The sequence below is a fragment of the Micromonospora sp. NPDC005298 genome, from assembly GCF_040607375.1.
Taxonomy (GTDB): Bacteria; Actinomycetota; Actinomycetes; order Mycobacteriales; family Micromonosporaceae; genus Micromonospora.
Genome location: NZ_JBEXGP010000003.1, coordinates 95,520 through 121,395 on the forward strand (window position 1 = coordinate 95,520; position 25,876 = coordinate 121,395).

A 25,876-nucleotide genomic window follows, 5' to 3' on the forward strand; every position below is an offset into this window, starting at 1 on the left:
CCCTGCCGGACGCGTCGGTACTGACCATCACCAGCCTATTCATCGAACAGCCCCGAAGCTGCCATCAGCGACGGCCCGGGGCTTTGTCGTATATCGCGCCGCCGGCGGGCTCACACCGGCGCGCTAGCGGCCGAAGGCCAGAGGCGCGGCGGCGGGCCAACGGCCCGGCCCTGGTTCGACGGCGCGAGCGGCTTGCGAAGCGGGCCGCCTTGACAGCCTGGCACATCATGATCATGAATCAGCGGCCCTAGAAGGGGTCTGCTGCGCAGGTCAGATGCCCTGCCGTCGCTACTTCCAGCGGAAGTGGACGAAGAGGCGGCCGAAGTTCTTCGAGTCCTTCTCCACCCGGTGGTAGAGCTGCTTGACGTCCTTCTGGTCGAGGAACCGCAGCACCCGCTTCTTGAGCTGACCCGACCCCTTACCGGGGATGATCTCCACGAGGGTGGCCTTCTTCGCCACCGCCTCGTCCATGATCCCGCGCAGCGCGCGGTCGATGTCCTGGCCCTTGTTGAAGATGTCGTGCAGGTCCAGCTTGAGCTTCATGCCGCAGCCCCCGGCCGGTCAGGTCCCATGCCCGCCATCCTAGGCACCCCCGTCGGGTCGCCCGCCGGACGACGAAGGGGCGGCCCCGCAGGACCGCCCCTCGTCCGTCACCGGTTTCGCGTTCAGCGGGTGCCGCCGACGCGGGCCTCGACCCGCTCCAGCGCCACCCGGTAGTCGTCGTTCGCCGCGTACATGGCGGCGGCGATCCGCAGGTGCCGCAGCGCGTCGGTGGGCCGGTTCAGCCGCTCCAGCGTCCGACCGAGCACGTGGTGCGCGTAGTGGTCGCTCGGGTCCCGGTCGACGAGTTCCCGCAGGTGCTCCTCGGCCCGGTTGAGCTGGGCCGACTGGAAGTACGCCCGGGCCAGCAGCTGCCGGACCGCCGCGTTGCCGGGTTCGGCGTCGACGATCGGCTCCAGCAGGCGGGCCGCCCCGCTCGGGTCACCGGTCTCGAAGAACATGGTCGCCCGCCGGTAGTCCGCCAGAAGATCCATCTGCCCACCTCCTCGGGTCGTACCGTCACCTGTTCCGACGCTGGCACAACACCTGGCGTTTGGCGACTGTTCCCGGGGTCGAGATCGCGTCAGGTTCGGGCCTCCCGGCGGCCGGCGGCCAGCTCCCAGGCGCGGACGCCACCGACGATCCCCGCCGTGTTGGGCACCACCACCACGTCGTCGCCCATCCGGGCGAGTTGCTCGGGCCGGATCAGCCGCGAGTTGCCCCCGCCCAGGTAGAGCCGGTCCCAGCGGAACACCGGGCGGAGCCCGTCGACCACCTGCCGGATGCGGCGTGACCAGAATGCGTCGCCGAGCCGGCGGCGCTCGGGTTCCCCGACGTACGTGTCGTAGGTGGTGCCCCAGCGCACCGGCGCGTGCGACAGCTCCAGGTGTGGCGCGAGGATCCCACCGTCGAAGAGGGCGCTGCCCAGCCCGGTCCCCAGGGTCAGCACCAGCTCGCAGCCGGTGCCGGCGACCACACCCGCCCCGTGCACCTCGGCGTCGTTGAGCACCAGCGCCGGCACCCCGAACGCGTCGGCGAGGGCGCCGCGCGCGTCCCAGCCGGACCACTCGGCGAGCAGGTCCGGGTCGACCCGGCTGCGGGGGCCGCTGCGGGTCACGTAGTGCGGGGTGGCGACCACCACGCCGTGTCGGATCATCCCGGGTACGCCGACGGTCAGCCGGTCCGCCGTTGGCAGGCGTCCGCCCAGATCGAGCAGGGTCCGGACGAAGAGCTCAGGCGGCAGCGGGTACGGCGTCGGCACCCGCAGCGGGCGGGCGCGCATCGTGCCGGCCTCGTCGAGCACGGACGCCTTGATGCCCCCGCCACCGCAGTCGATCGCCAGTGTGGTCACCACGTCGTTGAGTCTGCCCGCTGCCGTCGGTTCGTATGCGGGCAGCCGGATAGGCTGCCGTCCTGATGAGCGCCACGATGATCGTCAAGGACCTGGCCGCCGGGCACGGCGACCGTTCACTCTTCGCCGGGCTGGACCTGGTGGTCGCCCCCGGCGACGTGGTCGGCCTGGTCGGGCCGAACGGGGCCGGCAAGTCGACGCTGCTGCGTACTCTCGCCGGTCTGCTGCCGGTCGAGGCCGGCACCGTGCGACTCAGCCCGCCCACGGCGACCGTGGGGCACCTGCCGCAGGAGCCGGAGCGGCGGCCGGGCGAGACGGTACGCGACTTCCTGGCCCGCCGGACCGGGGTGAGCGCCGCGCAGGCGGCCCTGGACGCGGCGACCGAGGCGCTGACCGCCGGGGCGGCGGGCGCGGACGACGCGTACGCGGACGCGCTCGAGCGCTGGCTGGCCCTCGGCGGGGCGGACCTGGACGAACGCGCCGAGCAGGTGAGCGCCGACCTGGGGCTCGCGGTGGACCTGGACCACCCGACGACCGGGCTCTCCGGTGGTCAGGCGGCGCGGGCGGGGTTGGCGTCGTTGCTGCTCAGCCGGTACGACGTGTTCCTGCTCGACGAGCCGACGAACGACCTGGACCTGGCCGGGTTGGAGCGCCTGGAGGAGTTCGTGACGGGGCTGCGGGCCGGCACGGTGCTGGTCAGTCACGACCGGGAGTTCCTGACCCGCACGGTGACCCGGGTGGTGGAGCTGGACCTGCCGCAGCAGCAGGTCAACCACTACGGCGGCGGCTACGCGGCGTACCTGGAGGAGCGCGAGGTGGCGCGGCGGCACGCCCGCGCGGACTTCGAGGAGTACGCCGACACGAAGGCCGGCCTGGAGGCGCGGGCGCGCACCCAGCGGGGCTGGATGGAGAAGGGCGTGAGGAACGCCCGCCGCAAGGCCACCGACAACGACAAGATCGGCCGCAAGTTCCGGAGCGAGGCGAGCGAGAAGCAGGCCGCCAAGGCCAAGCAGACCGAACGGCTGATCGAACGGCTGGACACGGTCGAGGAGCCCCGCAAGGAGTGGGAGCTGCGGATGGAGATCGCCGCCGCACCCCGCGCCGGCGCCGTCGTGGCCACGCTTCGAGGTGCGGTGGTACGCCGTGGCGGGTTCACTCTCGGCCCGGTGGACCTCCAGATCGACTGGGCGGACCGGGTGGCGGTGACCGGGGCGAACGGCTCGGGCAAGTCCACGCTGCTGGCCGCGCTGCTGGGACGGCTGCCGTTGGACGAGGGCACCGCCTCGCTCGGGCCGGGCGTGGTGGTGGGCGAGGTGGACCAGGCCCGGGGGTTGTTCCTCGGCGACGCCCCGCTGATCGACGCGTTCCAGGCGGCCGTACCCCACCTGTCGCCGGCGGACGCGCGGACCCTGCTGGCCAAGTTCGGGCTGCGGGCGGCGCACGTGCCCCGACCTGCGGCGACCCTCTCCCCCGGTGAGCGGACCCGGGCGGCGTTGGCCCTGCTCCAGGGGCGCGGCGTCAACCTGCTGGTGCTCGACGAGCCCACCAACCACCTGGACCTGCCGGCCATCGAGCAGCTCGAGTCGGCGCTGGCCAGCTACCCCGGCACGCTGCTGCTGGTCACGCACGACCGGCGGATGCTGGCCGCCATCGAGACGAACCGGCGGCTGCGGGTCGACGGCGGGCGGATCGCCGAGGATTGATCCGTGCCGGCGGGCCGGCGCGGGGTGAGAATGACGCCATGCTCAAGTGGGAGTACGCCCTGCTGGTCCGCCGGCGCCAGGCCGCGACCAACGACCTCGGCTGGGAGGTCGTCTTCGTCTGGTACGGCCCGGACGGCTCGATGGTCGACGTGACGCCGTACGGCGACACCTCACTGGCCCACCTGAACCGGGCCGGTGACCAGGGCTGGGAGTTGGTCGCGATGAGCGAGGACCCGTCCCTGCCCGGCAACAACGAGTTGCACCGCTACCACCTGAAGCGGCCGAAGTCCGCAGCCCCGCAACCGCGCCAGCGGATGCGCGGCAGCCGTCGCACCCTGTCCGGCTGAGCCGGCGCGGGGCCGACAGGGCCGTCCGCGGGGCCAGTGGTGCCGTAGGTGCGTATACCTGGGAGTCATATCTATGACGCACAGGTATACGGCTCGTCGAGGAAACCGCCCCGCGCGGGGTTCGGGTGCGTCAGCCGGCGACGCGCCGACCCCGCCGGGTGGACGAGCTGGGCATACCGGGCGCGAATGCGGGTAACGCGCGGCGGGAGGTGGCCCGAATGGTCGCTTTGGCACAGACTCCGCCCTCGGCCGACCGGCTGCGGGCGATCGACGAGTTCCTCGCGCAGGCGTGGGCGGACCAGGTCCGGCACGACGACAGGCTGCGCGATCTGACCGTGGACGTACGGTTCGACCGGGGCGTCGCCCATCTCAGCGGCGAGGTGGCCGAGCCGGCCGACCTGCGGCTGGTCCGCGACCTGGTGGGGCGGCTGGCCGGGGTCTACGGCGTCTGGTGCCGGGTCGGCGTCGGCGGCCGGGAGCCGGTGGTGGTGGACCTGGGTTGCGGGCCGACCAAGCAGTGGTCGAGCAACCTGGGGCTGGACATCTACCCGGCGCCGGGGGTGAACGCGGTGGCGGACCTGTCCGGCTCACTGCCGCTTGCCGACAACTCGGTGGACGTCCTGTTCGCGGTGCACATCCTGGAGCACCTGATCGACTTCCTGCCGCTGGTCGACGAGTGCCACCGGGTGCTGCGCCCGGGTGGCGTGCTGCACGTGATGAGCCCGTGGTGGGGGCACGTGAACGCGGTCGCGGACCCGACCCACGTCCGGCTGATGGACGTGCAGACGTTCAAGGGGATCTGTCAGCTCCGGCCGCCGGGCACCCCGCGCTGGTATCCGCTGCACGCCGGCTGCGACGGCGCCTCGATCTTCGCGGACCTGACTCCGCTGCCCGCCGACGCCGACCCGGCTCCGAACTCCCACCTGGCCCGCTTCTTCGACTAGGGGGTCCGGGTGGATTCCCGGAACTCCAGGCGGTAGGGGGCGGAGAGTTCTCTCGCCGGGGCGGTGCGGTCGCCGTCCAGGCGGTTGGCCAGCAGCTCGACTGCCAACCGGGCGATCTGCGCCTTGTCCGGGGCGACGGTGCTCAGGGTCGGGATCGAGAAGCGGCCGTCCTCGATGTCGTCGAAGCCGACCACCGCCACGTCCTCGGGCACCCGCAGGCCGGCTTCGTGCAGCGCCCGCAGGGCACCGAGGGCGAGGGTGTCGTTGAAGCAGAAGACGGCGTCGGGGCGTACCCCGGAGGCGAGCAGGCCGCGCATCGCGGCCGCGCCGTCGGCGCGGTGCCAGGCCGGCGCGGGCGCCACGAGGGTTTCGTCGTAATCCAGCCCGGCGGCGCGCAGCGCGTCTGCGTAGCCGGCCAGCCGCAGTCGGGCGCTGGCGCCCTCGTCGGTGCGCTGGGAGCCGACGGCCGCGATCCGACGGCGACCGAGGCTGACGAGGTGGCTGGTGATCTCCCGGGCCGCGCCGACGTTGTCGATCACCACGCGGTCGGCGGGGCCGTGGTCGACCCGCTCGCCGAGCAGCACCATGGGTGTGCCGTCCAGGCTGGCCAGGTCCTCCGCGGTGAGGGCGAGCGGGCTGAAGATCAGCCCGTCGATCAGGTGGTCGGTGATGCCGGAGGCGACCACCCGTTCCTGCTCCCGCCCGCCGCCGGTCTGGTCGATCAGCACGGTCCAGCCGTAGTCGGCGGCGGCGGTCACCACGTGGCGGGCGAGTTCGGCGAAGTACGGGATGTCCAGTTCCGGTACGGCCAGGGCGATCACGCCGGTGCGCCCCTTGCGCAGGTGCCGGGCGGAGAGGTTGGGCCGGTAGTTGAGTTCGGCGATGGCCTCCTCGACCCGGGCGCGGGTGTCCGGCCGGACGTGGACATAGCCGTTCACCACGTTCGAAACGGTCTTGACCGACACGCCGGCCCGTTCGGCCACGTCCTTGAGCCTGTGCCGCACGTCGCACCCTCCCCGATGTAACCCAGCGCACCATACCTCGTGAACAGCTCTTTACAACGTTGCCTACAACGTTGTACAAACGGTGGACACCAGGTGGGCGGTGACTGCGGTCACCAGGCACCGGCACTGAGGAAAGGTGGCACCCCTTGCGGACCGCGCAACTGACGATCGACCCGGCCTTCTCGATCGGGCCGGCCGACCGACGCCTCTTCGGCTCCTTCGTCGAGCACATGGGTCGATGCGTCTACGGCGGCATCTACGAGCCCGGCCACCCCGACGCCGACTCCCGCGGCCTGCGCCGCGACGTGCTGGAGCTGACCCGCGAGCTGGGCGTCTCAGTGGTCCGCTACCCGGGCGGCAACTTCGTCTCCGGCTACCGCTGGGAGGACGGGGTCGGCCCGGTCGGCGACCGGCCGCGCCGACTCGACCTGGCCTGGAAGACGATCGAGACGAACGCGTTCGGGCTGGACGAGTTCATGACCTGGGCCGCCGCGGCCGGCGTGGAACCCATGATGGCGGTCAACCTCGGCACCCGCGGCGTGCAGGAGGCCCTGGACCTGCTGGAGTACGCCAACCACCCGGGCGGCAGCGAGCTGTCCGACCTCCGGCGCAAGCACGGCGCCGAGGACCCGTACGGGGTGCGGCTGTGGTGCCTGGGCAACGAGATGGACGGGCCGTGGCAGGTCGGCCACAAGACCGCCGACGAGTACGGCCGGCTCGCCGCCGAGGCCGCCCGCGCGATGAAGATGATCGACCCGTCGATCAGCCTGGTCGCCTGCGGCAGCTCCAACCGACGGATGCCCACGTTCGCCGCATGGGAGGCGACCGTGCTGGAGCACACCTACGAGCACGTCGACTACATCTCGGCGCACACCTACTACGACCCGTCCGACGGTGACCAGGCAAGCATCCTGGCCTCCGCCGTCGACATGGACAACTTCATCACCGAGGTCGTCGCGACAGCCGACCACGTGGCCGCCCGGCAGCGGCAGAAGCGCAAGCTGAAGATCTCCTTCGACGAGTGGAACGTCTGGTACGAGTCCCGCCTCCAGGCCGACCTGGACCGGCGCGGCTGGGTCGAGGCACCGGCCCTCATCGAGGACGACTTCACGGCTGTCGACGCGGTGGTCGTCGGCGACCTGCTGATCACCCTGCTGCGGCACGCCGACCGGGTCGGGGTCGCCGCCCAGGCCCAGCTGGCCAACGTGATCGCGCCGATCCGCACCCGCAACGGCGGCCCGGCCTGGCGGCAGAGCATCTTCCACCCGTTCGCGCTGACCGCCAGGTACGCCCGCGGCACCGTGCTGCGCACCGAGCCGGTGTCGCCGCGCTACGAGACGAAGAAGTACGGGGACGTGCCGGTGCTCGACACCGTAGCCGTGCACGACGAGGAGACCGGCGAGCTGACGGTCTTCGCGGTCAACCGGGACCAGACGGACCTCGCATTGGACATCGACCTGCGCGGCCTGCCAGGACTATCCGGTTACTCCTTCCAGAGCATCGCCGCCGGGTCCGACCCGGCGGCGACCAACACCGAGGCCGAGCCCGACCGGGTGACGCCCCGGGAACTGCCCACCCCCACCCCCGACGGCGGCCGGTGCACCGTGCGCCTGCCCGCCGTGTCCTGGAGCGTGCTGCGGTTCGGCCCGACCAGCGCCTGAGGTCGTACCGGGCTTGAGCAGGCACAATTCATTCCGTCCCCCTCCAAGGAGAGATACCAGCATGATCCAGAACGACATGAGCCGGCGGCGCCTGCTCGGCCTCGGTCTCGGACTTGGTGCCGCGGCCACCCTGACCCTCGCCGGCTGCGGCGGAGGCGACGACGACGCCTCCGGGCCGGCCGCCGGCAACGGTGGCAAGGAGTACACCGGTCCCAAGGTCGACCTGAAGCTGTGGAACGGCTTCACCGGCGGCGACGGCGACATCTTCAAGACGCTGGTGAACCAGTTCAACACCGAACACCAGAACATCGCCGTGTCGGTGGCCACGTACCAGTGGGAGGACTACTACGCCAAGCTCCCCGGCGCGGCCTCCAGCGGCAACGGCCCGGACATCGCGGTCATGCACATGGACCAGCTCGCGACCTTCGCCGCCCGTGGCGTGATCACCGAGCTGGACGACGTGGCCAAGAACCTGGAGCTCTCCGAGTCGGACTTCGCCCCCACCGTGTGGAAGGGCGGCCTCTACAACAACAAGCGGTACGGCATCCCGCTGGACATGCACCCGCTCGGCTTCTACTACAACAAGGCCGTCATGCAGAAGGCCGGCCTCGACCCGAACAAGCCGCCGGCCACCCGGGACGACTACATGGCGGCCCTGGTCGAGCTGAAGAAGTCGGGCGTGCAGGGCTTCTGGGTCAGCCCGTTCCAGTTCACCGGCGGCATGACCTTCTACTCCCTGCTCAACCAGTGGGGTGGCACCCTGTTCGACGCCGAGGTGGCCAAGGCGACGTTCAACTCCGACCCGGCGGTCGAGGCGTGCACCTGGCTGGTCGACATGATCAAGCAGGGTCACTCGCCGGCGAACGTCGGCCAGGACGCCGACTACCTGTCGTTCAAGAGCGGCAAGAACGCGTTCACCTGGAACGGCATCTGGCAGATCAACGACCTGAAGAAGAGCCCCGAGGTGCAGTGGGGCGTCGCTCCCCTGCCGCAGATCGGCAGCAAGCCGGCGGCCTGGGCCAACTCGCACAACTTCACGATCGTGAAGCAGCGGGCCAACAACGCCAACAAGGTCTCCGGCGCGAAGGTCTTCATCAACTGGCTGAGCCAGCACTCGCTGGACTGGGCCAAGGGCGGTCAGATCCCGGCCCGCAAGGACGTCCGCGAGGGCGCCGAGTTCAAGGCGCTGCCGGAGATCTCGTCGCTCGCCCCCGAGCTGGAGTACGCGGCCTTCCCGCCGGCGGCACCCGGGCTGGGCGAGGTCATCACGACCTTCTACGACTCGTTCAACGAGGCCGCGCTCGGCAAGAAGTCGCCCAAGCAGGCCCTCGACGACGGTGTCGCCAAGGCCAACAAGCAGCTCGAGGACAACCGCAAGAAGTACGGGAGCTGATAACCCGTGGCGGACGTGATCGAGGTCGGGGCGGCGCGCGCTGACGCGCCGCCCCCGGCGGCCAACGCAGCCCGCCGGGCCTCGGCGGGCCGGACCGGACGGGCGACGCCATACCTGTTCCTCGCCCCGTACCTGGTCCTGTTCGGGGTCTTCGGGCTGCTGCCGATCGTTCTCGGCCTCTGGCTGAGCGTGCACCAGTGGGACTTCCAGCTACCCAACCGGCCGTTCGTCGGGCTGGACAACTACAAGGAGCTGTTCTCCAGCGACTCCGCCATCTACGGCGACTGGTGGCGGAGCGTACGGGCCACCGCGATCTTCACGGTGCTGTCGGTGCCGCTGCTGGTGGTCGTACCGCTGGGGTTGGCGCTGCTGCTGAACCGCTCGTTCCCGGGGCGGACGTTCTTCCGGGCGATCTACTTCGCGCCGTACGTGCTGGGTGTGGCCGTGATCGGCCTGCTCTGGCGGTTCCTGCTCGACGCCAACCTGGGCCTGGTCAACCGGCTCCTCGGGGTGGTCGGGCTGCCGGCGGACACCCCGTGGGTGACGAACATGCCGTGGGCGTGGATCTCCCTGGTCGGGGTGACCGTCTGGTGGACCTCCGGGTTCAACGCGGTGATCTACCTGGCCGGCCTCCAGGACATCTCCCCGGAGCTGTACGAGGCGGCCCGGATGGACGGGGCCAGCGCGTGGCAGCGGTTCCGCAACGTCACCCTGCCCGGTCTGCGCCCGGTCCTGCTCTTCGTGATCACCACGACCGTGCTCGCCTCGGCGAACATGTTCGGCCAGTCGTTCCTGATCACCCAGGGTGCGCCCGGCACGGAGACCCGCACGGTGGTGTGGTTCATCGTCGAGGAGGGTCTGCGGGACAACGACGCGGGTCGCGCCGCCGCGATGAGCATCGTGTTCGCCCTGCTCCTGGCGGTCGTGAGCATCGCCAACTTCCGCCTCTTCCGCTACCGGGAAGACTGAGGGGACCGCCATGACGACGCCCACGCCGACCACCGACGGCTCCGCCCGGGGGGCGCGCCGGGTCGTGTTCTACGCGATCCTGGTCGCGCTGACCCTGGTCTTCCTGACCCCGCTGGTGTGGATGGTCATCACCTCGCTGAAGACCTACACGGCAGCGCAGGAGATCCCGCCGAGCTGGCTGCCGAACCCGCTCTCCGGTTACGGCTACGAGCAGATCATGAACAACTCGGCGAACCCGGTGCTGCGCTGGTTCCTCAACAGCATGGTGGCCGCCACGCTGCACTCGCTGCTGGTGCTGGTGACCGCCTCGATGGCCGCGTACTCCCTGGCCCGGCTGCGGTTCCGCGGGCGCGGGGTGACCTTCGCCTTGATCGTCGGGACGCTGTTCATCCCGCCGACGTCGCTGATCATCCCGAACTTCCTGATCGTCGACCAGCTCAACTGGATCGACACCCTCGCCGTGGTCGTGGTGCCCGGCGCGGCCAGTGCGTTCGGGGTGTTCTTCCTGCGGCAGTTCTTCCTCTCCCTGCCGAACGAACTGGAGGAGGCCGCCACCCTCGACGGCGCCAACCAGTGGCAGATCTTCTACAAGGTGGTGCTGCCGCTGTCCAAGCCGGCGCTCGCCACCCTGGCCGTGCTGTCGTTCCTCACCAACTGGAACGACTTCCTCTGGCCGATCTTCGTGCTGTTCAGCCCGGAGAAGCTCACCCTGCCGCCCGGCCTGGGCCTGCTCCAGGGCTCGTACGTCACCGACTATCCGGTGATCATGGCGGGTGCGGTGCTGGCCAGCCTGCCGGTGCTGATCCTCTTCGTCCTGGCGCAGCGGCACATCATCCAGGGCGTCTCCCGCAGCGGTCTGAAGGGGTGACCCGCACGAGGACCTGGCGCGGCGGCGCGGCGGCGATCATCATCGCCGCCGCGCTGCTCGCGTCGGGCTGCGCCGACGACGCCCGACCCACAGCCACCACGAGCGGCGGGAGCGACTCCAGCATGTTCACCAACCCGGTCGTACGCACCGACGCCCCGGATCCGCAGGCGATCCGGGTGGGCGACACCTGGTACCTGTTCCACACCAACTCGCAGGGCCGCAACGTCCCGGTGCTCACCTCGACCGACCTGGTCGACTGGACCGAGGCCGGGGATGCCCTGCCGACGCTGCCGGCGTGGGCGGACGCCGGAAAGACCTGGGCGCCCGAGGCCATCGAGCTCGCGCCGGACAGGTTCCTGCTCTACTACACGGTCGCCGGCCGGGAGTCCGGGCGGCAGTGCGTCGGGCGGGCGGTGGCGAGCGCGCCACAGGGGCCGTACTCCGACGACGCGGACGGTCCGCTGATCTGCCAGGCCGAGCTGGGCGGGGCGATCGACGCCAGCCCCTTCCGGGACACCGACGGCAGTCTGTGGCTGTTGTGGAAGAACGACGGCAACGCGATCGGGGTGGACACCTGGCTCTGGTCGCAGCGCCTCGCCGACGACGGCCTGACCCTTGTGGGCGAGCCGACGAAGCTGCTGAAGCAGACCGAGCCGTGGGAGGGCACCCTGATCGAGGGGCCGTTCTTCCACCGTCAGGACGGCCGGCTGCTGCTCTTCTTCGCCGCCAACGCGTACGACCGGGCGGAGTACGCCGAGGGTTACGCGGTCTGCGAGGGCCCGACCGGCCCGTGTGTGAAGGCCACCGAGAACCCGATCCTGAGGAGCAACGAGGCCGCCTCCGGCCCCGGCCACGCGTCGATGGTGGTCAAGGACGGCCGCACCTGGCTGCTGTACCACGCCTGGCCTCCCGGCCAGGAGGGCAGCACCGACCCCGGCCGCCAGGTGTGGCTGGACGAGGTGACCTGGGTCGACGGCAGGCCGGTGGTCAAGGGTCCGACCGCCGGATCTCAGCGGCGTCCGTGATGCGTGTAAGGAAGGGCCCCTTGCAATCGCTACGCGATTGCAAGGGGCCCTTCCTTACACGTCAGCTGTCGGCGGTCGGCTCGCGCGGCGGCGGGGCGACCGCCGGTTCGTGCTGGGCCAGCCGGTTGCGGCGGTGGCCGTAGCCGAAGTAGATGACCGCGCCGAGCAGCATCCAGGCCAGGAACCGCAGCCAGGTCTCCACCGACAGGTTCAGCATCAGGTAGAAGCAGGCAAGCGCGGAGACGATCGGCAGCACCGGGGAGAACGGCACCCGGAACGGGCGCTCCAGGTCGGGGCGCTTGCGACGCAGGATCGGCACCGCGATCGAGACGAGCACGAACGCGCAGAGCGCGCCGATGCTGACCAGGTCGGCGAGGGCGGAGAGCGGCAGGAAGCCGGCCAGCAGCGCGACCGCCACCGTCATGATCGCCGAGATCCGGTACGGGGTGCCCCAGCGCGGGTGCACCTTCGCGATCGAGGGCGGGATCAGCCCGTCTCGGGCGATGGCGAACCCGATCCGGCCCATCGCCACCAGGTCGACCAGGATGACGCTGGTCAGGCCGGCTACCGCGGCGATGGAGACCAGCACGGCGGCCCAGCCCGCGCCGACCGACTCGAAGGCCGACGCGATCGGGGCACCCCGGTCGATCTCGGTGTACGGCACCATGCCGACCACCACGAGCGAGACGCCGATGTAGAGCACTGTGGAGATCAGCAGGGTGCCGAGCAGGCCCAGGGTGAGGTCGCGCTTGGGCTTGCGGGTCTCCTCGCCCAGGTTGGCCACGGCCTCGAAGCCGGTGTACGCGAAGAAGACCACGGCTGCGGCGCTGAGCACCCCGACGAAGCCGAAGACCGACGGCTCCAGCCCGAACAGCGCCTGGGTGACGGGCTGCTTGATGCCGTCGTCGCCGCTGCCGGCGGGCTCGGCGGGCGGGATGAACGGGGTGAGATTGGCGGCCTTGACGAAGAAGAGGCCGGCGACCACCACGAACACGCAGATGGCCACCTTGACCAGCACCAGCAGGTTGGTGATCCGGGCGGACTCACGGATGCCGACGATCGCGACGATGCCGAGGATCAGCACGATGGCGATGGCGCCGATGTTGACGGTGCTGCCCTCCTCACCGAACCAGCGGGTCGGCAGGTCGAGCAGTTCGGCGAGGTAGCCGGACCAGCCTCGGGCCACCACGGCGGCGCCGAGCGCGAACTCCAGCAGCAGGTCCCAGCCGATGATCCAGGCGACGATCTCGCCCATCGTCGCGTACGCGTAGGTGTAGGCGCTGCCGGCGGTCGGCACGCTCGACGCCAGTTCGGCGTAGCAGAGGGCGGCGAGCAGGGCGACCACGCCGGCGATGGCGAAGGAGATCACGACGCCCGGGCCGGCGCTGTCGCGGGCCTCGATACCGGTGAGGGTGAAGATGCCGGTACCGATCACGATGCCGATGCCGAAGCCGGTCAGGTCTACCGCACCGAGCCGTCGCTTCAGTCCCAGTTGGCCGTCGCTGCCGTCCGCCTCGCCCTGAGCTATCACGTCCTTGATCGGTTTTGTGCGCAGCACGGACATGCGCTCACCCCTCCCACCACCGTGCGACCACCCTGTGGCGGCCGGTGACCGACGTTGCTACCCAGTGGCGGGAATGGTCAACCACGACCCCTTGCGGTTACCGGCCGAGTGTGAAAATTTCCTACCAGCGGTAGATAGCTGTCGGCGAATCTTGCCGAACGTGCCGCGCTGATCACACGGGAGCCCCAACGAAGGGACACACCGCATGAAGGCAACTCGCCTCGCGGCCGCCGGGCTGGCCACAGCCCTGCTCGCCACGCTCGCGGCCGCCGCCCCCGCGAGCGCCGCACCTTCCACCACCACCACCAACTGCGTCACCGACCCGGCCACGCCGAAGCGGCAGTTCCGGGCCATGTGGATCTCGTCGGTGGTGAACATCGACTGGCCCAGCAAGGCGTCCCAGACCAGCCCCGACCGGATCGCCGCCCAGCAGGCCGAGTACCGCGAACTGCTCGACCTCGCCGAGCGGCTGAACCACAACGCCGTCGTGGTGCAGGTCCGGCCGACCGCCGACGCGCTCTGGCCGTCGCCGTACGAGCCGTGGTCCGAGTACCTGACCGGCGTCCGGGGCCAGGACCCCGGCTGGGACCCGCTGGCCTTCCTGGTCGCCGAGTCGCACAAGCGCAACCTGGAGTTCCACGCCTGGTTCAACCCGTACCGCGTCTCCATGCCGGCCCCCGGCGGCGCGGGAGCGGACCTCACCCAGCTCGCCCCCGACCACCCGGCCCGGCAGCACCCGGACTGGACCTTCGCCTACCCGCCGGCGGGCGTCGCCGGCAGCCGGCTCTACTACAACCCCGGCATTCCCGAGGTACGCGAGTTCGTGCAGACCGCGATGATGGACGCCGTCAAGCGGTACGACATCGACGGCGTGCACTTCGACGACTACTTCTACCCCTACCCGAGCGGCACCTACCAGGTGCCCGACGACGCCACCTTCGCCGCGTACAACCGGGGCTTCACCGACCGGGCGGACTGGCGGCGGGACAACATCAACCTGCTGATCCAGGAGATGAACGGCAAGATCAAGGCGGCGAAGCCGTGGGTGAAGTTCGGCGTCAGCCCGTTCGGCATCTGGCGCAACAAGACCGCCGACCCGCTCGGCTCGGACACCACCGGCAGCCAGTCGTACGACATCATCTCCGCCGACACCCGCAAGTGGGTCAAGCAGGAGTGGATCGACTACGTGGTGCCGCAGCTCTACTGGTACATCGGCCAGTACCCGGCGGCCGACTACGCGCGGCTCGTGCCGTGGTGGGCCGAGACGGTGCGCGGCACCCGCGTGCAGCTCTACATCGGCCAGGCCGACTACAAGAGCGGCGACCCGGCGTACGGGCCGTTCTGGCAGAACCCGCGTGAGCTGTCCGACCACCTGACGCTCAACCGGTCGTACCCGGAGGTGCAGGGCAACGTGCACTTCTCCGCCGTGCAGGTGCGGGCCAACCGGCTCGGCGCCACCGACATCTACGCCGCCGAGCACTACTCGCGCCCCGCGCTGGTGCCGGCCATGCCGCACCTTCCGGCCCGGCCGCTGCTCTTCCCGGTGGTCACCAAGGCCACCCGGCAGGCCGACGGGGTACGCCTCACCTGGCGTCAGCCCGCCGACGGCGTCGGACCGTTCGGTACGGCCACCTCGTACGCGATCTACCGGTTCGACGGCACCTCGATCCCCGGTCGGTGCGCCACCGCCGACGCCACGCACCTGGTCGACACCGTCCGGGCCGTGCCCGGCGCGGCACAGTCGTGGGTGGACACCTCGGCCCAGCCCGGCCAGCGCTACACCTACCTGGTGACCGCGCTTGACCGGTCGGCCAACGAGAGCCGCCCCAGCCCGCCGGCGTTCAGCCTGCGCTGACGCTCTCTCCGAATGCCCCGGGCGCCCCACGCGTCCGGGGCATTCGTCTGTTTCAACCCATGTCACCAATAGTTGGCGAGACACGTACCACCTGGTTGATCAGTTGATCGACACTGATCGACATCCCGGTGACCCGCCGGTAACTTCCGTCCCAGCCGCTCACCCCGCGGAGGTAACCCGTGCCCCGACGTCTCGCCACCCTGCTCACCTCGGGCGCGCTCGCGCTGCTCGCCACACTCGCCATCGCCTCCCCCGCCGCCGCCGTGACCCCCGCCGAGAAGCTGTCGGTGCTGTCCAGCTGGACCCAGACCAGCGCGTCCAGCTACAACTCCTGGAACAACGCCCGGGTCAACCGGGCACCGTGGGCCGAGTACAACTTCAACTGGTCCACCGACTACTGCTCGTCCAGCCCGGACAACCCGCTCGGGTTCACCTTCAACCTGGGCTGCTACCGGCACGACTTCGGCTACCGCAACTACAAGGCCGTCGGCCAGTTCCCGGCCAACAAGTCACGCCTCGACAGCGCCTTCTACGCGGACCTGAAGCGGGTCTGCACCACGTACAACTCGGTCGTCCGGCCGGCCTGCTACAGCCTGGCCTGGACCTACTACCAGGCGGTCAGCATCTTCGGTTCGGTAGCCGCAGTGCAGCAGGCCGACATCGACCGCGCCGCCCGCATGAAGGCCGAAGCCGAAGCCAAAGCCGCCCGCGCCTGACCCCCTCCCCTCCCCCCATTGACCCCGCCGTTGATCAAGAGGTTTGCGTCATCGGAAGCCCGTTTCCTGACGCAAACCTCTTGATCAACAGAGGCGGGGGCGGGGCAGGGAGGGGTTAGGCGCGTTCGGTTCGGGTTGCCGGATGGCGGTCCGGGTCGGCGGGACGACGGGGGGTCGGCTGGGACAGGCCGGTACTGAAGCGGGTCGAATCCGCGGCCAGATCCGGATGTTCCACGTCGAGCGCCAGCGCGGCCGCCTCGTCCAACCCCAACTCGGCGCCCTCGCCGTACGCGTCGTCGAACGCCGCGTCGCCCAACGCGGCGCGCAGCTCCGCCTGCTGCTCGGCCCAGTAGCCGCCGTAGATTCCCGGCGTCGCCCGCATGCTCGCCCGGGTGGCCTGCGCCGCCCCGAACAGCCGGGCCGCGGTCAGCCGGTCCCCGCCGGCCGCGCAACGCACCGCGATCGCGTTCAACGTGTCGCACGCACCGCCGTGATAGCCGTGCCCCATCCGGGACCGCAAGGCCACAAGCAGATGCTCGTGCGCGGCGATCACGTCGCCCCGGGCCAACGCGACCATCCCGAGCAGCATGTCCACCGAACGTCGACCCCGCTCCACCGGCCGGGCCGCCTCCACCGGACGCACCGCCCCCAGCAGGTCCGCGGCCTCCGCCAGCGCACCCCTTCGCCACAGCAGCTCGGCCAGGCTGAACACCGCGAACAACGCCTCGCCGACCACGTCCTGCCCGTGCGCCCAGTCGATGACCTCCCGGCACACCCGCTCCGCCTCGGCGAACTGACTCATGTCGACAAGCGGCGCCGCACGACCGGCGAGCACCCGCGCCAGCAGCCCGGCGTCGCCGGCCTGCCGGGCCGCCGCCTCCGCCCGCTGGGAGAAGCGCAACTCCTCGGCGAACTCGCCGTCCGCGCCGGCGTGCAGCGAGTGCATGTGGTACGCCGCCGCCAGCTCAGCCTCCGGAATCCGCTCACCGGTCTCCGCGATCCGCCCGTACAACCGGAACAGCCACAACCGACCCTCCCGGGCCAGGCCCCGCTCACGCCACCAGTGGTCCAGTCCACCGGCCAGACCGAGACCCGCTCGGGCGCTGCCACCGGTGGCGGACCACCGCAACGCCGCCCGCAACTCCCCGGCCAGCGGGTCCAGGGTGTACAGCGACAGCGTCACGGGGCGGCCGTCCGGGCCGAGGTGCGCCCGCTCCAACGCGTGCGCCGACCAGGCCACGTGCCGGTCCCGGGCGGCCTGCTCCTCGCCCGCCTCGGCCAGCCGCCGCGCCGCGTACGCCCGGATCGGGTCGAGCATCCGGTACGTACTGCCGGCAGCCCGCGGCTCGGCCAACACCATCGACTTGTCCACAAGCACCGACAGGGGATCCAACGGGTCGTCGCCCAGCAGCCACTCCACGGTCGCCAGGTCCACCGGGCCGGCGAAGACCGCCAGCCAGCGCAGCAGCCGGGCCGCCCGAGGCCCCAACGTGCGGTACGACCAGGTGACGGTGGCCTGCATGGTCAGGTGCCGTTCGGTGGCCGAGCGCTGCACCGCCCTGCTCGCCGGCGTCGGCGGTGACGCCCCGGCCGCCGCCGCCACCAGGTCCACGGTGTCCTGCTGGTTGCCCGACCAACCCCGCTCGACCGGCGGCGGGTCCGGATCCTCCCGGCCGGCGTCCAACGTGCCGAGCACGTCGTCCAGCCGCTCGGCGAGCTGACCGACGGACAGCACCCGCAGCCGAGCCGCCGCCAACTCGATGGCGAGAGGCAGCCCGTCGAGCCGCTGCACCACCCGGCGCAGGTCGGCCGACTCGGCGGCTTCCGGCTGCCGACCACCCCGCGCCGCCGCCGTACGGTCCAGCAGCAGCGCCACCGCGTCGCTCTCCGCGCCGTCGGCGCGCGGGTCCACCGAGAGCGGCGGAATCCGCCACACCACCTCGCCGGGCAGGCTGAACGACTCGCGGCTGGTCGCCAGAACCCGTACGCCTCCCCCACCGGAGAGCAGCCGCGCGATGACCTCCGCGCACGCCGCCGGCTGCGTGTCGCAGGTGTCCAGCACGACAAGCATCCGGCGGCCGGCCGCGTACTCGACGAGGGTGTCCAGCATCGGGCGGCCCGGCTCCGGTCGCAGCCCGAGCACGGCGGCGATGGCGAAAGCCACCAACCCCGGGTCGGTCACCGAGGCGATGTCGACGAACCACACCCCGTCCGGGTACGCCTCGACCACACCGCTGGCCAGCTCCACCGCGAGCCGGGTCTTGCCCGCGCCGCCGGCACCCAGCACGGTGACCAGGCGGTGCCGCTCCACAAGCAGGCCCAGCTCGACGCGCTCGGCCTGCCGGCCCACGAAGGAGGTCACCTGCGTCGGCAGGTTGTGCGCCACCGCGTCGGCGGTGCGAGGTCGGGGGAACTGCCGCTCCAGGCCCGGCGCGACAAGCTGGAACAGCCGCTCCCGGTCGTCGAACCCGCGCAGCCGGTGCAGGCCCAGGTCGAGCAGGGTGGCACCGGCGGGCAGCGGGTCGGCGCGGCGAGCGGTCGACGCCGAACACAGCACCTGCCCGCCGTGCGCCGCGGCGGCCACCCGGGCCGCGCGGTGCACCTCGGGGCTCGCGTACTCCCCGTCGCGCGGCTCCGCGTAGCCGGTGTGCAGGCCCATCCGCACCCGGGGCGCGGCGTCCGGTGTGGGCCAGTCGTGGCTCGCCAACGCCCGCTGCGCGGTCAGGCAGGCGGTCAGAGCCGCCGTCGCGTCGTCGAAGGCCAGGAAGAACGAGTCGCCCTCGGTCAGCAGCTCCGCGCCGCCGGTGCAGGCGAGCGTCCGGCGCAGCAGCCGGCGGTGCTCGGCGAGCACCGGGCGGTAGTCCGGGCCGAGCAGCTGGGCCAGCCGGGTCGAGCCCTCGATGTCGGTGAACACGAAGGTCACCCAACCGCTCGGGAGCTGGATCCGTGGCGACATGCGTGGAACCTCCGCCCGTGACGTCGGGTTCATGCTGCCTGAGTCCGAGCGGTCACGCATCGTGAGAACGGCCGGCCCGGTGCCGCCTCAAAGTGCCACTCGAACCCGTTCCCGGCAAGGGCAGCCCACCAGACGGCGGCGAATCGGCCGGATCAGCAACCGCAGGAGCCGCCGCAACAACCGCCCCCGCCCGGGGCCGCGGCGCCACCGGACGAACCGCCCGCGCCCCGGCCGGTGACCGCGACCGCGGAGAGAAGCTTGACCGTGTCGGCGTGCCCCTGCGGGCAGGTCGCCGGCTCGCCGGCTGCCGCCATTGGACGGTTGACCTCGAAGGTGTCGCCGCAGGCGCGGCATCGGAACTCGTACCGGGGCATGCCATCAGGGTACGTGGACCTGACGCCTGGCGGGGCATGGGTAATACTCGACGGGTGGTGGACGGCGAGGACAAAATGCGAGTACGACCGCTGCGACCGTCCGCGCCGCTGGACGGCCCGCTGGAAGGCTCGGGGGCCGCGCCCGACCCGGCGCCGAGAGCGGTGCCCCGCCCCCGCCGTCCCTGGCTGAGCGGCGGCTCCACCACCAGCCCCTCCACCTCCCCGACGGCCGACGCGCCGAGCGGTGAGCCGGAGCCCGTCAAGCCGAGCGGCGAGCCGGAGCCGACGAGGGCGACCACCGGACCCGACGCCGCCGCGGCGGGGACGTCGACGAGCGAGACCGCGGTAACCGCCCCGGCGACGGACCTGACGGTGACCACTGTGGACACCACACCCGTCCCGGCGGTCACCGATCCCGGGCGGCGTCGCCGGGTGCCATTCGCGCACGCCGTACGACTGCCGCCGCCGCGCCAGGCCGCGACGACCGCCGCCCGGGCGACCCGGGCCTGGGCCCGCCGGCCCAGTGGCCGGCTCACCCTGCCCGGCGTGTTCCTGCTGGCCCTGGTGGCGGCGACCGCCGCGGCGGGCGCGCTGCTCGTGCCGGCCACCGTCCGCGCCCCCCGACCGGTCGCGGCCGACTCGTCCGAGACGCCCACCGCCGCCCCTCCGCCGCTCGGCCTGCCCTCCGGCGGGCTGCCCACCGCCCTGCCCAGTGGCGGCGTACCCACCGGCGGGCCGACGGGTGGGTTCCCCACCGGCGGATTCCCGACCGGCCCGGTCGTTCCGCCGGTGGTCGGCGGACGCCCCTCGGACGCTCTGGCCAGCTGGGCCCAGCAGGTCGGCGCCAGGGTCGGTGTCCCGCCGGTCGCCATGCAGGCGTACGGCTACGCCGAGCTGGTGCTCGCCCAGACCAACCGCAGTTGCGCGTTGAGCTGGACCACGCTTGCCGCGATCGGTCAGGTCGAGTCGGGGCACGGCTCGGCAAACGACGCCCGGCTGGGACAGGACGGCAGGGCACTGCCGGAGATCATCGGTGAGCCGCTGGACGGCAACGGCGGCCGGATGCGGATCATCGACACCGACCGCGGCGCGCTCGACAAGGACGCCACCTTCGACCACGCGATCGGGCCGATGCAGTTCATTCCGACCACCTGGCAGGAGATCGGCGCGGACGCGGACAACGACGGGCGCAAGGACCCGCACGACCTCGACGACGCCGCCCTGGCGGCCGCGAACTACCTCTGCAAGGGCGGCCGGAACCTGAGCATCCCGGGCGACTGGTGGAACGCGATCCTGTCGTACAACGACGTGCGCCGGTACGCCCAGGACGTCTTCGACACCGCAAACCGGTACGGACGGGCCAGCCGCACGTGAAGTGATCGTTCACATACATTGGAGAACTGGACACTTCCCCCGGGCTGCTGTTGGCGGCAAGCTAGACGGGTGATGGTGCGCGAGTGGGACCCCAGGACCGCGTCGTCCGCCGAGATCGCGTCGCTGCTGGACACGCTGAACGCGGTTCTTGCGGCCGATCTGCCGCAGGACCCGCCCTGGCGGGAGACCTCCCTGCGGGAATATCTCGCAGAGGTGATGCCCGGCGAACGGCGGATCTCCTGGATCGCCCAGGCCGACCCGACCGACACCGCCGACCCGGGTGCGATCCTCGGCCAGGTCCACGTGCTGCTCCTCGGTGACATCGGCGTGCTCGAGGTGCTGGTGCACCCTTCGGTACGACGCTCCGGACTCGGCCGTGACCTGGTGCTGCGGGCCGCCCGCCGGGTCTACCAGGAGGGCTTCCGGTCGATCGGCGTGGAGGTCGTCGGCGACACGCCAGCGGTGGGCTTCTACGAGTCGCTCGGCTTCACCCGGGAGTACGTGGAGACGCGCAGCGTCCTCGACCTGTCCGGGGTCGACTGGCCGGAGCTGGCCGAGATGGCCACCGGCGTCGCGGCGGGTTACCACCTGGAGTTCTTCCCCGGCGGCCCACCGGACGACCTGATCGAGGCGTACGCGCGGGCCAAGGCCGAGGTGCGCGACGTCGACGACGGCGAGTTGCGTCCCAGCTCGTACGATCCGCAGCGGCTGCGGGACAGCCTCGACACCCTGCACCGGCGGGGCATGAAGCCGTACATCGTGCTGGCCCGGCACGAGCAGAGCGGTGAGGTGGCCGGTCTGACCGAGGTGGTGGTGCCGGCGCAGCACCCGACCCGCGCCGACCAGTACGACACGATCGTCGCGCAGGACCACCGGGGTTACGGCATCGACCGGGCGATCAAGGCTCGGATGCTGTTGGAGCTGCGGTCCGCCGAGCCGGAGCTGGTCGAGGTGCAGACCTGGAACGCGCAGGCCAACGAGGCGATGCTCAAGGTCAACGCGGAGTTGGGTTACCGGCCCGACCGGGACTGGTGCGAATACAGCGTCGACGTCGCCGAGCTGGTGCACCGCCTCGACCCGCCGCGCTGAGGGAATTCACGAAACTGTCCGATGGGGGATGGACGATGGACAGTCGGGCACCTTAACGTGCGTTGACCCCGTCCACCCATCGTGGAGGCCTTATGCGCCCGCGCCGCTCAACAGCCGCGCTTGCGACCGCCACCGTCGCCGTGACCCTCACGGCGCTCGGCGTCGCACCCACCGCGGCCAGCGCCGCGCCCACCGACCTGTTCATCTCGGAGTACGTCGAGGGATCGTCGAACAACAAGGCGATCGAGCTGTTCAACGGCACCGGCGCGCCGGTCGACCTGACCGCCGGCGGCTACCAGTTGCAGCTGTACTTCAACGGCTCCACCACGGCCACCACCATCGCGTTGACCGGGAGCGTGGCCGCCGGTGACGTGTTCGTCTTCGCCAGCGCGTCGGCTTCGGCCGCCGTCCTCGCCCAGGCCGACCAGACCACCGGGGCGAGCCTGTTCAACGGCGACGACGCGATCGTGCTGCGCCGGGGCACCACGGTGCTCGACTCGATCGGCCAGGTGGGTGTCGACCCGGGCGCCGAATGGGGTGCCGGGGCCACCAGCACGGCTGACAACACCCTGCGCCGGCTGGCGACGGTGGCCGCCGGCGACACCGACCCGTCGGACGCGTTCGACCCGGCGACCCAGTGGGCCGGTTTCCCGACCGACACCTTCGACGGGCTCGGCGCGCACACGGTGGACGGCGGCGGCCCGGTGGACGCACCGGCCACGCTGACCTGCGGCGGGCCGCTGGTCACCGCGGCGGGCACGGCGGCGAGCCGGGAGGTCACCGCCACCGACTCCGACGACACGATCGTCGACCTGGCGGTGACGGCGGTCAGCCCGACGCCGACCGCCGGCTCGATCTCCCGTACCGCGTTCACCCCGGCCGACGGCGTGGGCGGCACCGCCCGCGCCACGGTCGGCGCGAGCGCCGACCTGGCCGCCGGCGCGTACACCGTGACGGTGACCGCGACCGACGCGGACGGTGGCACCGCCAGCTGCGCCCTGGCCGTGCAGGTGACCCGGGAACTGACAGTCGGGGAGGTGCAGGGCCCCACCACCGACGCCGAGTCCGGCCCGTCGGACCGCTCGCCGCTCGCACCGGCGAGCGGCAACGGCACCAGCAGCACGATGTACGACGTACGCGGCGTGATCACCCAGTTGACGCTGGCCCGCACCTCGGCCGGGGCCGAGCAGCACGGGTTCTTCCTGCAGAGCCGCACCGGCGACACCGACGGCGACCCGACCAGTTCCGACGGCGTCTTCGTGTTCATGGGCGCGTTCACGTCGCTGGTCGGCGGGTATGTGCCGACGGTCGGTGACGAGGTGGTGCTCCGGGCCCGTGTGTCGGAGTACTACAACTTCACCCAGCTCTCCGGAGCTTCACTGGTCCGCCGGATCGCCACCGGCCTGGACGTGGACACCGACGTGGCGGTGGCCGTCGCGGCGCCGCCCGTCGAGCTGACCGACGCGCAGCGCTTCTGGGAGCGGCACGAGGGTTCCCGTCTGCGGGTACGCGCGGGCAGCGGCGCGGTGAGCGGCCGCGATGTCTTCTCGTCCACGGCCGACGCCGAGTTGTGGGTGGTCGACCGGGACGACCCGCTGCTGGACCGCGCCGACCCGTACGCCCGGCGGGTCTTCCGGGACTCGCACCCGTTGGACAACGATCCGACCCGCCGCTTCGACGACGGCAACGGCCAGCGGGTGCTGCTGGGCAGCATGGGCGTGAAGGCCACCGCCGGGGACAGCGCCGCGCTGCTCCCGCCGGCGCACACGTTCGACACGCTGCGCACGGACGCCGTGGGTGGCGTCTACTACTCGTTCGAGAAGTACGGCGTCCAGGTCGAGCGGGCCGAGTTCGACGCCGGGGCGGACCCGTCGAGGAACAACCCGCCGAAGGCGGCCGACCGGTCGCAGGAGGTGGCGGTCGCCACGTACAACGTGGAGAACCTGTACGACTACCGTGACGACCCGTTCGACGGCTGCGACTTCGCCGGCAACTCCGGCTGCACCGGGGTCAGCCCGCCGTTCGACTATGTGCCGAGCAGCGAGGCGGACTACCAGGATCACCTGACGGCGCTCGCCGACCAGATCGTCAAGGACCTGCACGCGCCGGATCTGATCCTCGTGCAGGAGGCCGAGGACCAGGACATCTGCACGGTGTCCGGGGCGGCGCTGGCCTGCGGTGACACCGACAACGCCGATGGTGCTCCGGACAGCATCCAGGAGTTGGCGCTCGCCGTGGCGCAGGCGGGCGGGCCCGCGTACGCCGCGGCCTATGACCGGACCGGGGCGGACGCCCGCGGGATCACGGCCGCGTTCCTGTACCGCACGGACCGGCTGTCGTTGCCGGCCGCGACGGCGGACGACCCGCTGCTGGGTTCGGCGCCGACCGTCCAGTACCGCGCGCCTGGTCTGCCGGCGAACGCCGACGTGCAGAACCCCAAGGCGCTCAACGCGGTGCTGCCGTCCGACGTGGACACGTCGACCGGTCGGGACGGCACCAACGTGTTCACCAGGGCTCCGCAGTTGGGCAGGTTCAGCGTGGCGGCGGCGCCCGGCTCGTCCGAGCGGTTCACGCTGTACGCGCTCAGCAACCACTACTCCTCCGGCCCGGACGGCCGGATCGGGCAGCGTCGGGAGCAGGCCCGTTACGGGGCGGCGATCGTGACCGCGATCGAGGCGGCCGACCGGAACGCCCGGGTGGTCTACGGCGGGGACCTGAACGTGTTCCCCCGACCCGACGACCCGATCGCGACGGGCAGCCAGCCCACCGTGTCGGACCAGTTGGCGCCGCTGTACGAGGCGGGCCTGCACAACCTGTGGGACAACCTGGTGGCGGAGGTGCCGGCCTCGGCGTACTCGTACAGCTTCGAGGGGCAGGCGCAGACGCTCGACCACCTGTTCGTCAACGACGCGTTCTACGGCGACCTGGTGCAGGTCCGGGCGGCGCACATCAACGCGGACTGGCCTGCGGAGTTCACCGGCGACGGGTCGCGGGGGTCCAGTGACCACGACCCGCAGGTGGCGAGGTTCCGCTCCCGGTCGTCGTTGACGGTCGCCGACGCTACGGTGGTCGAGGGTGACCAGGGCACGCGGCAGCTCACCTTCACCGCGAGCGTGTCGCGTCCGCTGTCGCAGCCGGTGCTGCTCTGCGCCACCACCGTCGGTGGAACGGCGCAGGCGGGTTCGGACTTCGACGCGTACGTCGGCTGCAAGGTGCTGGCCGCCGGGCAGACGTCGGTCGCCTTCCCGGTGACCGTACGGGGTGACCGGAAGCGGGAGCCGAACGAGAAGTTGACGCTGCTGGTGGCCGGCGTGCCCGGCCTGCGGCTGGCCGATCCGTTGGCGACGGGCACCATCACCAACGACGACTGACGTCGCGCGTTCACGAGCGAGGCCCGTTGATCCGCTTCCGGATCGGCGGGCCTCGTCCGTGCCACGGTCAGACCACGCCGCGCCTGGGCCAGGGTGGTGGGGGCAGGTGCCGGTGTTGGGCCACCCGCACCTCCCACTGGCTGCGCCGCCGCATCGCGTCTCGTGCCGCCCTGTTGCGGTGGAATGTCTCGGGTGGGCGGGCCAGCCCGTAGATGTCCGCCCACCACTCGCCCGGCTCGGGGTCGAGGATGGTGTCCAGGTGCGAGGGGTAGCGACGCTCCGCGCCGTCGAGCGTGTCCTGCCAGTCGAGCATCGGTTTGAGCACCCGGCCGAACTCGTTCACAACGGCCAGCCGGTAGCCGGCGACGCCGATGATCCGCCGGAGCAGGCCGATGCTCGGCACCATGCGTCCGGCCTCGATCCGGCCGATGGTGGCGTGGTGCACACCGGCCCACCGGGCCAGCTCGCGCTGGCTCAGGTCGGCCCGACGCCGGACGGCACGGACGATACCGGCGGCCGGCCAGGGCGTCTCGGAAGGCTCGGTGAGCAGCACCGGCTCGGACGAGGCTGACGAATCGCTCATGCGGCCACCGTCCCGCCCGGCGGAGCTGACCGCAATCCCGCTCACCGCACCTGTGGACAACGCGCCGACCTGTGGATAACCGCCCCATCGCCGGCGGGTCACTTTCCGTGCTCGCGGCATCCCACGCGCCGCTATCACAGCGGGTGACGGGTTTCCCGCCGCCCTGGAGGGTCGGAGGATCAAGAGAAG

21 protein-coding genes are annotated in these 25,876 nt (G+C 71.5%); 13 read left to right on the plus strand and 8 right to left on the minus strand.

From position 1 onward, the window contains the following. Positions 1-288: 288 nt before the first annotated feature. From ABZS77_RS09420 to ABZS77_RS09430, 3 genes are all read right to left on the minus strand, one after another. Positions 289-543: a Smr/MutS family protein gene (locus ABZS77_RS09420; protein WP_088987488.1), complete on the minus strand. Its 255-nt coding sequence runs from the start codon at positions 541-543 to the stop codon at positions 289-291. Positions 544-665: 122 nt separating this feature from the next. Further along, positions 666-1,034: a tetratricopeptide repeat protein gene (locus ABZS77_RS09425; RefSeq protein ID WP_139587882.1), complete on the minus strand. Its 369-nt coding sequence runs from the start codon at positions 1,032-1,034 to the stop codon at positions 666-668. Positions 1,035-1,123: 89 nt separating this feature from the next. After that, positions 1,124-1,894, minus strand: coding sequence for an ROK family protein (locus ABZS77_RS09430; RefSeq protein ID WP_354819824.1), 771 nt, complete (start codon positions 1,892-1,894; stop codon positions 1,124-1,126). A gap of 62 nt (positions 1,895-1,956) precedes the next feature. Between ABZS77_RS09430 and ABZS77_RS09435 the strand changes: the two genes are divergently transcribed. From ABZS77_RS09435 to ABZS77_RS09445, 3 genes are all read left to right on the plus strand, one after another. After that, positions 1,957-3,594, plus strand: a complete 1,638-nt coding sequence (locus ABZS77_RS09435; RefSeq protein WP_354819827.1) for an ABC-F family ATP-binding cassette domain-containing protein — start codon at positions 1,957-1,959, stop codon at positions 3,592-3,594. A 38-nt stretch (positions 3,595-3,632) separates the two neighbouring features. Beyond that, positions 3,633-3,941, plus strand: coding sequence for a hypothetical protein (locus ABZS77_RS09440; RefSeq protein ID WP_354819830.1), 309 nt, complete (start codon positions 3,633-3,635; stop codon positions 3,939-3,941). Positions 3,942-4,159: 218 nt separating this feature from the next. Beyond that, the gene (locus tag ABZS77_RS09445) at positions 4,160-4,885 is read left to right on the plus strand and encodes a methyltransferase domain-containing protein (RefSeq protein WP_354819832.1); all 726 of its coding nucleotides are present in this window, start codon (positions 4,160-4,162) and stop codon (positions 4,883-4,885) included. Here ABZS77_RS09445 and ABZS77_RS09450 read toward each other — a convergent pair. Next, positions 4,882-5,889, minus strand: coding sequence for a LacI family DNA-binding transcriptional regulator (locus tag ABZS77_RS09450; RefSeq protein ID WP_354819835.1), 1,008 nt, complete (start codon positions 5,887-5,889; stop codon positions 4,882-4,884). The two genes, ABZS77_RS09445 and ABZS77_RS09450, sit on opposite strands and share 4 nt — an antisense overlap. A gap of 146 nt (positions 5,890-6,035) precedes the next feature. Here ABZS77_RS09450 and ABZS77_RS09455 point away from each other — a divergent pair, with 146 nt between their 5' ends. The 5 genes from ABZS77_RS09455 (at position 6,036) to ABZS77_RS09475 (ending at position 11,805) form a co-directional block, all read left to right on the plus strand. Beyond that, positions 6,036-7,550 carry an alpha-N-arabinofuranosidase gene (locus ABZS77_RS09455; RefSeq protein ID WP_354819838.1) on the plus strand — a complete coding sequence of 505 codons (1,515 nt, stop codon included), beginning with the start codon at positions 6,036-6,038 and terminating at the stop codon, positions 7,548-7,550. A gap of 61 nt (positions 7,551-7,611) precedes the next feature. Next, positions 7,612-8,943: an ABC transporter substrate-binding protein gene (locus ABZS77_RS09460; protein WP_354819841.1), complete on the plus strand. Its 1,332-nt coding sequence runs from the start codon at positions 7,612-7,614 to the stop codon at positions 8,941-8,943. A 6-nt stretch (positions 8,944-8,949) separates the two neighbouring features. Then, a complete protein-coding gene (locus ABZS77_RS09465; RefSeq protein ID WP_354819844.1) occupies positions 8,950-9,912 on the plus strand; it encodes a sugar ABC transporter permease in 963 nt (320 codons plus the stop codon). A 10-nt stretch (positions 9,913-9,922) separates the two neighbouring features. Further along, positions 9,923-10,780, plus strand: coding sequence for a carbohydrate ABC transporter permease (locus ABZS77_RS09470; RefSeq protein WP_354819847.1), 858 nt, complete (start codon positions 9,923-9,925; stop codon positions 10,778-10,780). Beyond that, positions 10,777-11,805 carry a glycoside hydrolase family 43 protein gene (locus tag ABZS77_RS09475; protein WP_354819850.1) on the plus strand — a complete coding sequence of 343 codons (1,029 nt, stop codon included), beginning with the start codon at positions 10,777-10,779 and terminating at the stop codon, positions 11,803-11,805. The genes ABZS77_RS09470 and ABZS77_RS09475 overlap by 4 nt, the downstream gene beginning before the upstream one ends. 61 nt (positions 11,806-11,866) lie before the next feature. On the opposite strand, the gene ABZS77_RS09480 is transcribed toward ABZS77_RS09475, so the two are convergent. Then, a complete protein-coding gene (locus ABZS77_RS09480; protein WP_354819853.1) occupies positions 11,867-13,369 on the minus strand; it encodes an amino acid permease in 1,503 nt (500 codons plus the stop codon). 205 nt (positions 13,370-13,574) lie between these two features. Here ABZS77_RS09480 and ABZS77_RS09485 point away from each other — a divergent pair, with 205 nt between their 5' ends. Next, positions 13,575-15,224, plus strand: coding sequence for a family 10 glycosylhydrolase (locus tag ABZS77_RS09485; protein ID WP_354819856.1), 1,650 nt, complete (start codon positions 13,575-13,577; stop codon positions 15,222-15,224). Positions 15,225-15,403: 179 nt separating this feature from the next. Next, the gene (locus ABZS77_RS09490) at positions 15,404-15,940 is read left to right on the plus strand and encodes a phospholipase (RefSeq protein WP_354819859.1); all 537 of its coding nucleotides are present in this window, start codon (positions 15,404-15,406) and stop codon (positions 15,938-15,940) included. A gap of 115 nt (positions 15,941-16,055) precedes the next feature. Here ABZS77_RS09490 and ABZS77_RS09495 read toward each other — a convergent pair whose 3' ends face one another. Together ABZS77_RS09495 and ABZS77_RS09500 are read right to left on the minus strand one after the other, a co-directional pair. Continuing rightward, positions 16,056-18,896, minus strand: a complete 2,841-nt coding sequence (locus ABZS77_RS09495; protein WP_354819862.1) for an NB-ARC domain-containing protein — start codon at positions 18,894-18,896, stop codon at positions 16,056-16,058. A 152-nt stretch (positions 18,897-19,048) separates the two neighbouring features. Then, entirely contained in the window at positions 19,049-19,270 is a 222-nt protein-coding gene (locus ABZS77_RS09500) for a zinc ribbon domain-containing protein (protein ID WP_354819865.1), read from the minus strand. 54 nt (positions 19,271-19,324) lie between these two features. Here ABZS77_RS09500 and ABZS77_RS09505 point away from each other — a divergent pair, with 54 nt between their 5' ends. The 3 genes from ABZS77_RS09505 to ABZS77_RS09515 all read left to right on the plus strand — a co-directional run bounded on the left by ABZS77_RS09505 (position 19,325) and on the right by ABZS77_RS09515 (position 25,104). Next, on the plus strand, positions 19,325-20,644 hold the full coding sequence (locus ABZS77_RS09505; RefSeq protein WP_354819868.1) for a lytic murein transglycosylase: 1,320 nt from the start codon (positions 19,325-19,327) through the stop codon (positions 20,642-20,644). A 72-nt stretch (positions 20,645-20,716) separates the two neighbouring features. Further along, positions 20,717-21,733: a GNAT family N-acetyltransferase gene (locus ABZS77_RS09510; RefSeq protein WP_354820467.1), complete on the plus strand. Its 1,017-nt coding sequence runs from the start codon at positions 20,717-20,719 to the stop codon at positions 21,731-21,733. 92 nt (positions 21,734-21,825) lie between these two features. Beyond that, positions 21,826-25,104, plus strand: coding sequence for a lamin tail domain-containing protein (locus ABZS77_RS09515; protein ID WP_354819871.1), 3,279 nt, complete (start codon positions 21,826-21,828; stop codon positions 25,102-25,104). A 67-nt stretch (positions 25,105-25,171) separates the two neighbouring features. Here the strand turns inward: ABZS77_RS09515 and ABZS77_RS09520 are convergent, their stop codons facing one another. Further along, the gene (locus ABZS77_RS09520) at positions 25,172-25,687 is read right to left on the minus strand and encodes a helix-turn-helix transcriptional regulator (RefSeq protein WP_354819874.1); all 516 of its coding nucleotides are present in this window, start codon (positions 25,685-25,687) and stop codon (positions 25,172-25,174) included. Positions 25,688-25,876: the final 189 nt, after the last annotated feature.

Bases quoted from the DNA above. Each gene is read 5' to 3' on its own strand.
- ABZS77_RS09420 (WP_088987488.1), bottom strand. From the start codon at position 543: ATGAAGCTCAAGCTGGACCTGCACGACATCTTCAACAAGGGCCAGGAC.
- ABZS77_RS09425 (WP_139587882.1), bottom strand. From the start codon at position 1,034: ATGGATCTTCTGGCGGACTACCGGCGGGCGACCATGTTCTTCGAGACC.
- ABZS77_RS09435 (WP_354819827.1), top strand. From the start codon at position 1,957: ATGAGCGCCACGATGATCGTCAAGGACCTGGCCGCCGGGCACGGCGAC.
- ABZS77_RS09440 (WP_354819830.1), top strand. From the start codon at position 3,633: ATGCTCAAGTGGGAGTACGCCCTGCTGGTCCGCCGGCGCCAGGCCGCG.
- ABZS77_RS09445 (WP_354819832.1), top strand. From the start codon at position 4,160: ATGGTCGCTTTGGCACAGACTCCGCCCTCGGCCGACCGGCTGCGGGCG.
- ABZS77_RS09460 (WP_354819841.1), top strand. From the start codon at position 7,612: ATGATCCAGAACGACATGAGCCGGCGGCGCCTGCTCGGCCTCGGTCTC.
- ABZS77_RS09470 (WP_354819847.1), top strand. From the start codon at position 9,923: ATGACGACGCCCACGCCGACCACCGACGGCTCCGCCCGGGGGGCGCGC.
- ABZS77_RS09480 (WP_354819853.1), bottom strand. From the start codon at position 13,369: ATGTCCGTGCTGCGCACAAAACCGATCAAGGACGTGATAGCTCAGGGC.
- ABZS77_RS09485 (WP_354819856.1), top strand. From the start codon at position 13,575: ATGAAGGCAACTCGCCTCGCGGCCGCCGGGCTGGCCACAGCCCTGCTC.
- ABZS77_RS09495 (WP_354819862.1), bottom strand. From the start codon at position 18,896: ATGTCGCCACGGATCCAGCTCCCGAGCGGTTGGGTGACCTTCGTGTTC.
- ABZS77_RS09500 (WP_354819865.1), bottom strand. From the start codon at position 19,270: ATGCCCCGGTACGAGTTCCGATGCCGCGCCTGCGGCGACACCTTCGAG.
- ABZS77_RS09510 (WP_354820467.1), top strand. From the start codon at position 20,717: ATGGTGCGCGAGTGGGACCCCAGGACCGCGTCGTCCGCCGAGATCGCG.
- ABZS77_RS09515 (WP_354819871.1), top strand. From the start codon at position 21,826: ATGCGCCCGCGCCGCTCAACAGCCGCGCTTGCGACCGCCACCGTCGCC.
- ABZS77_RS09520 (WP_354819874.1), bottom strand. From the start codon at position 25,687: ATGAGCGATTCGTCAGCCTCGTCCGAGCCGGTGCTGCTCACCGAGCCT.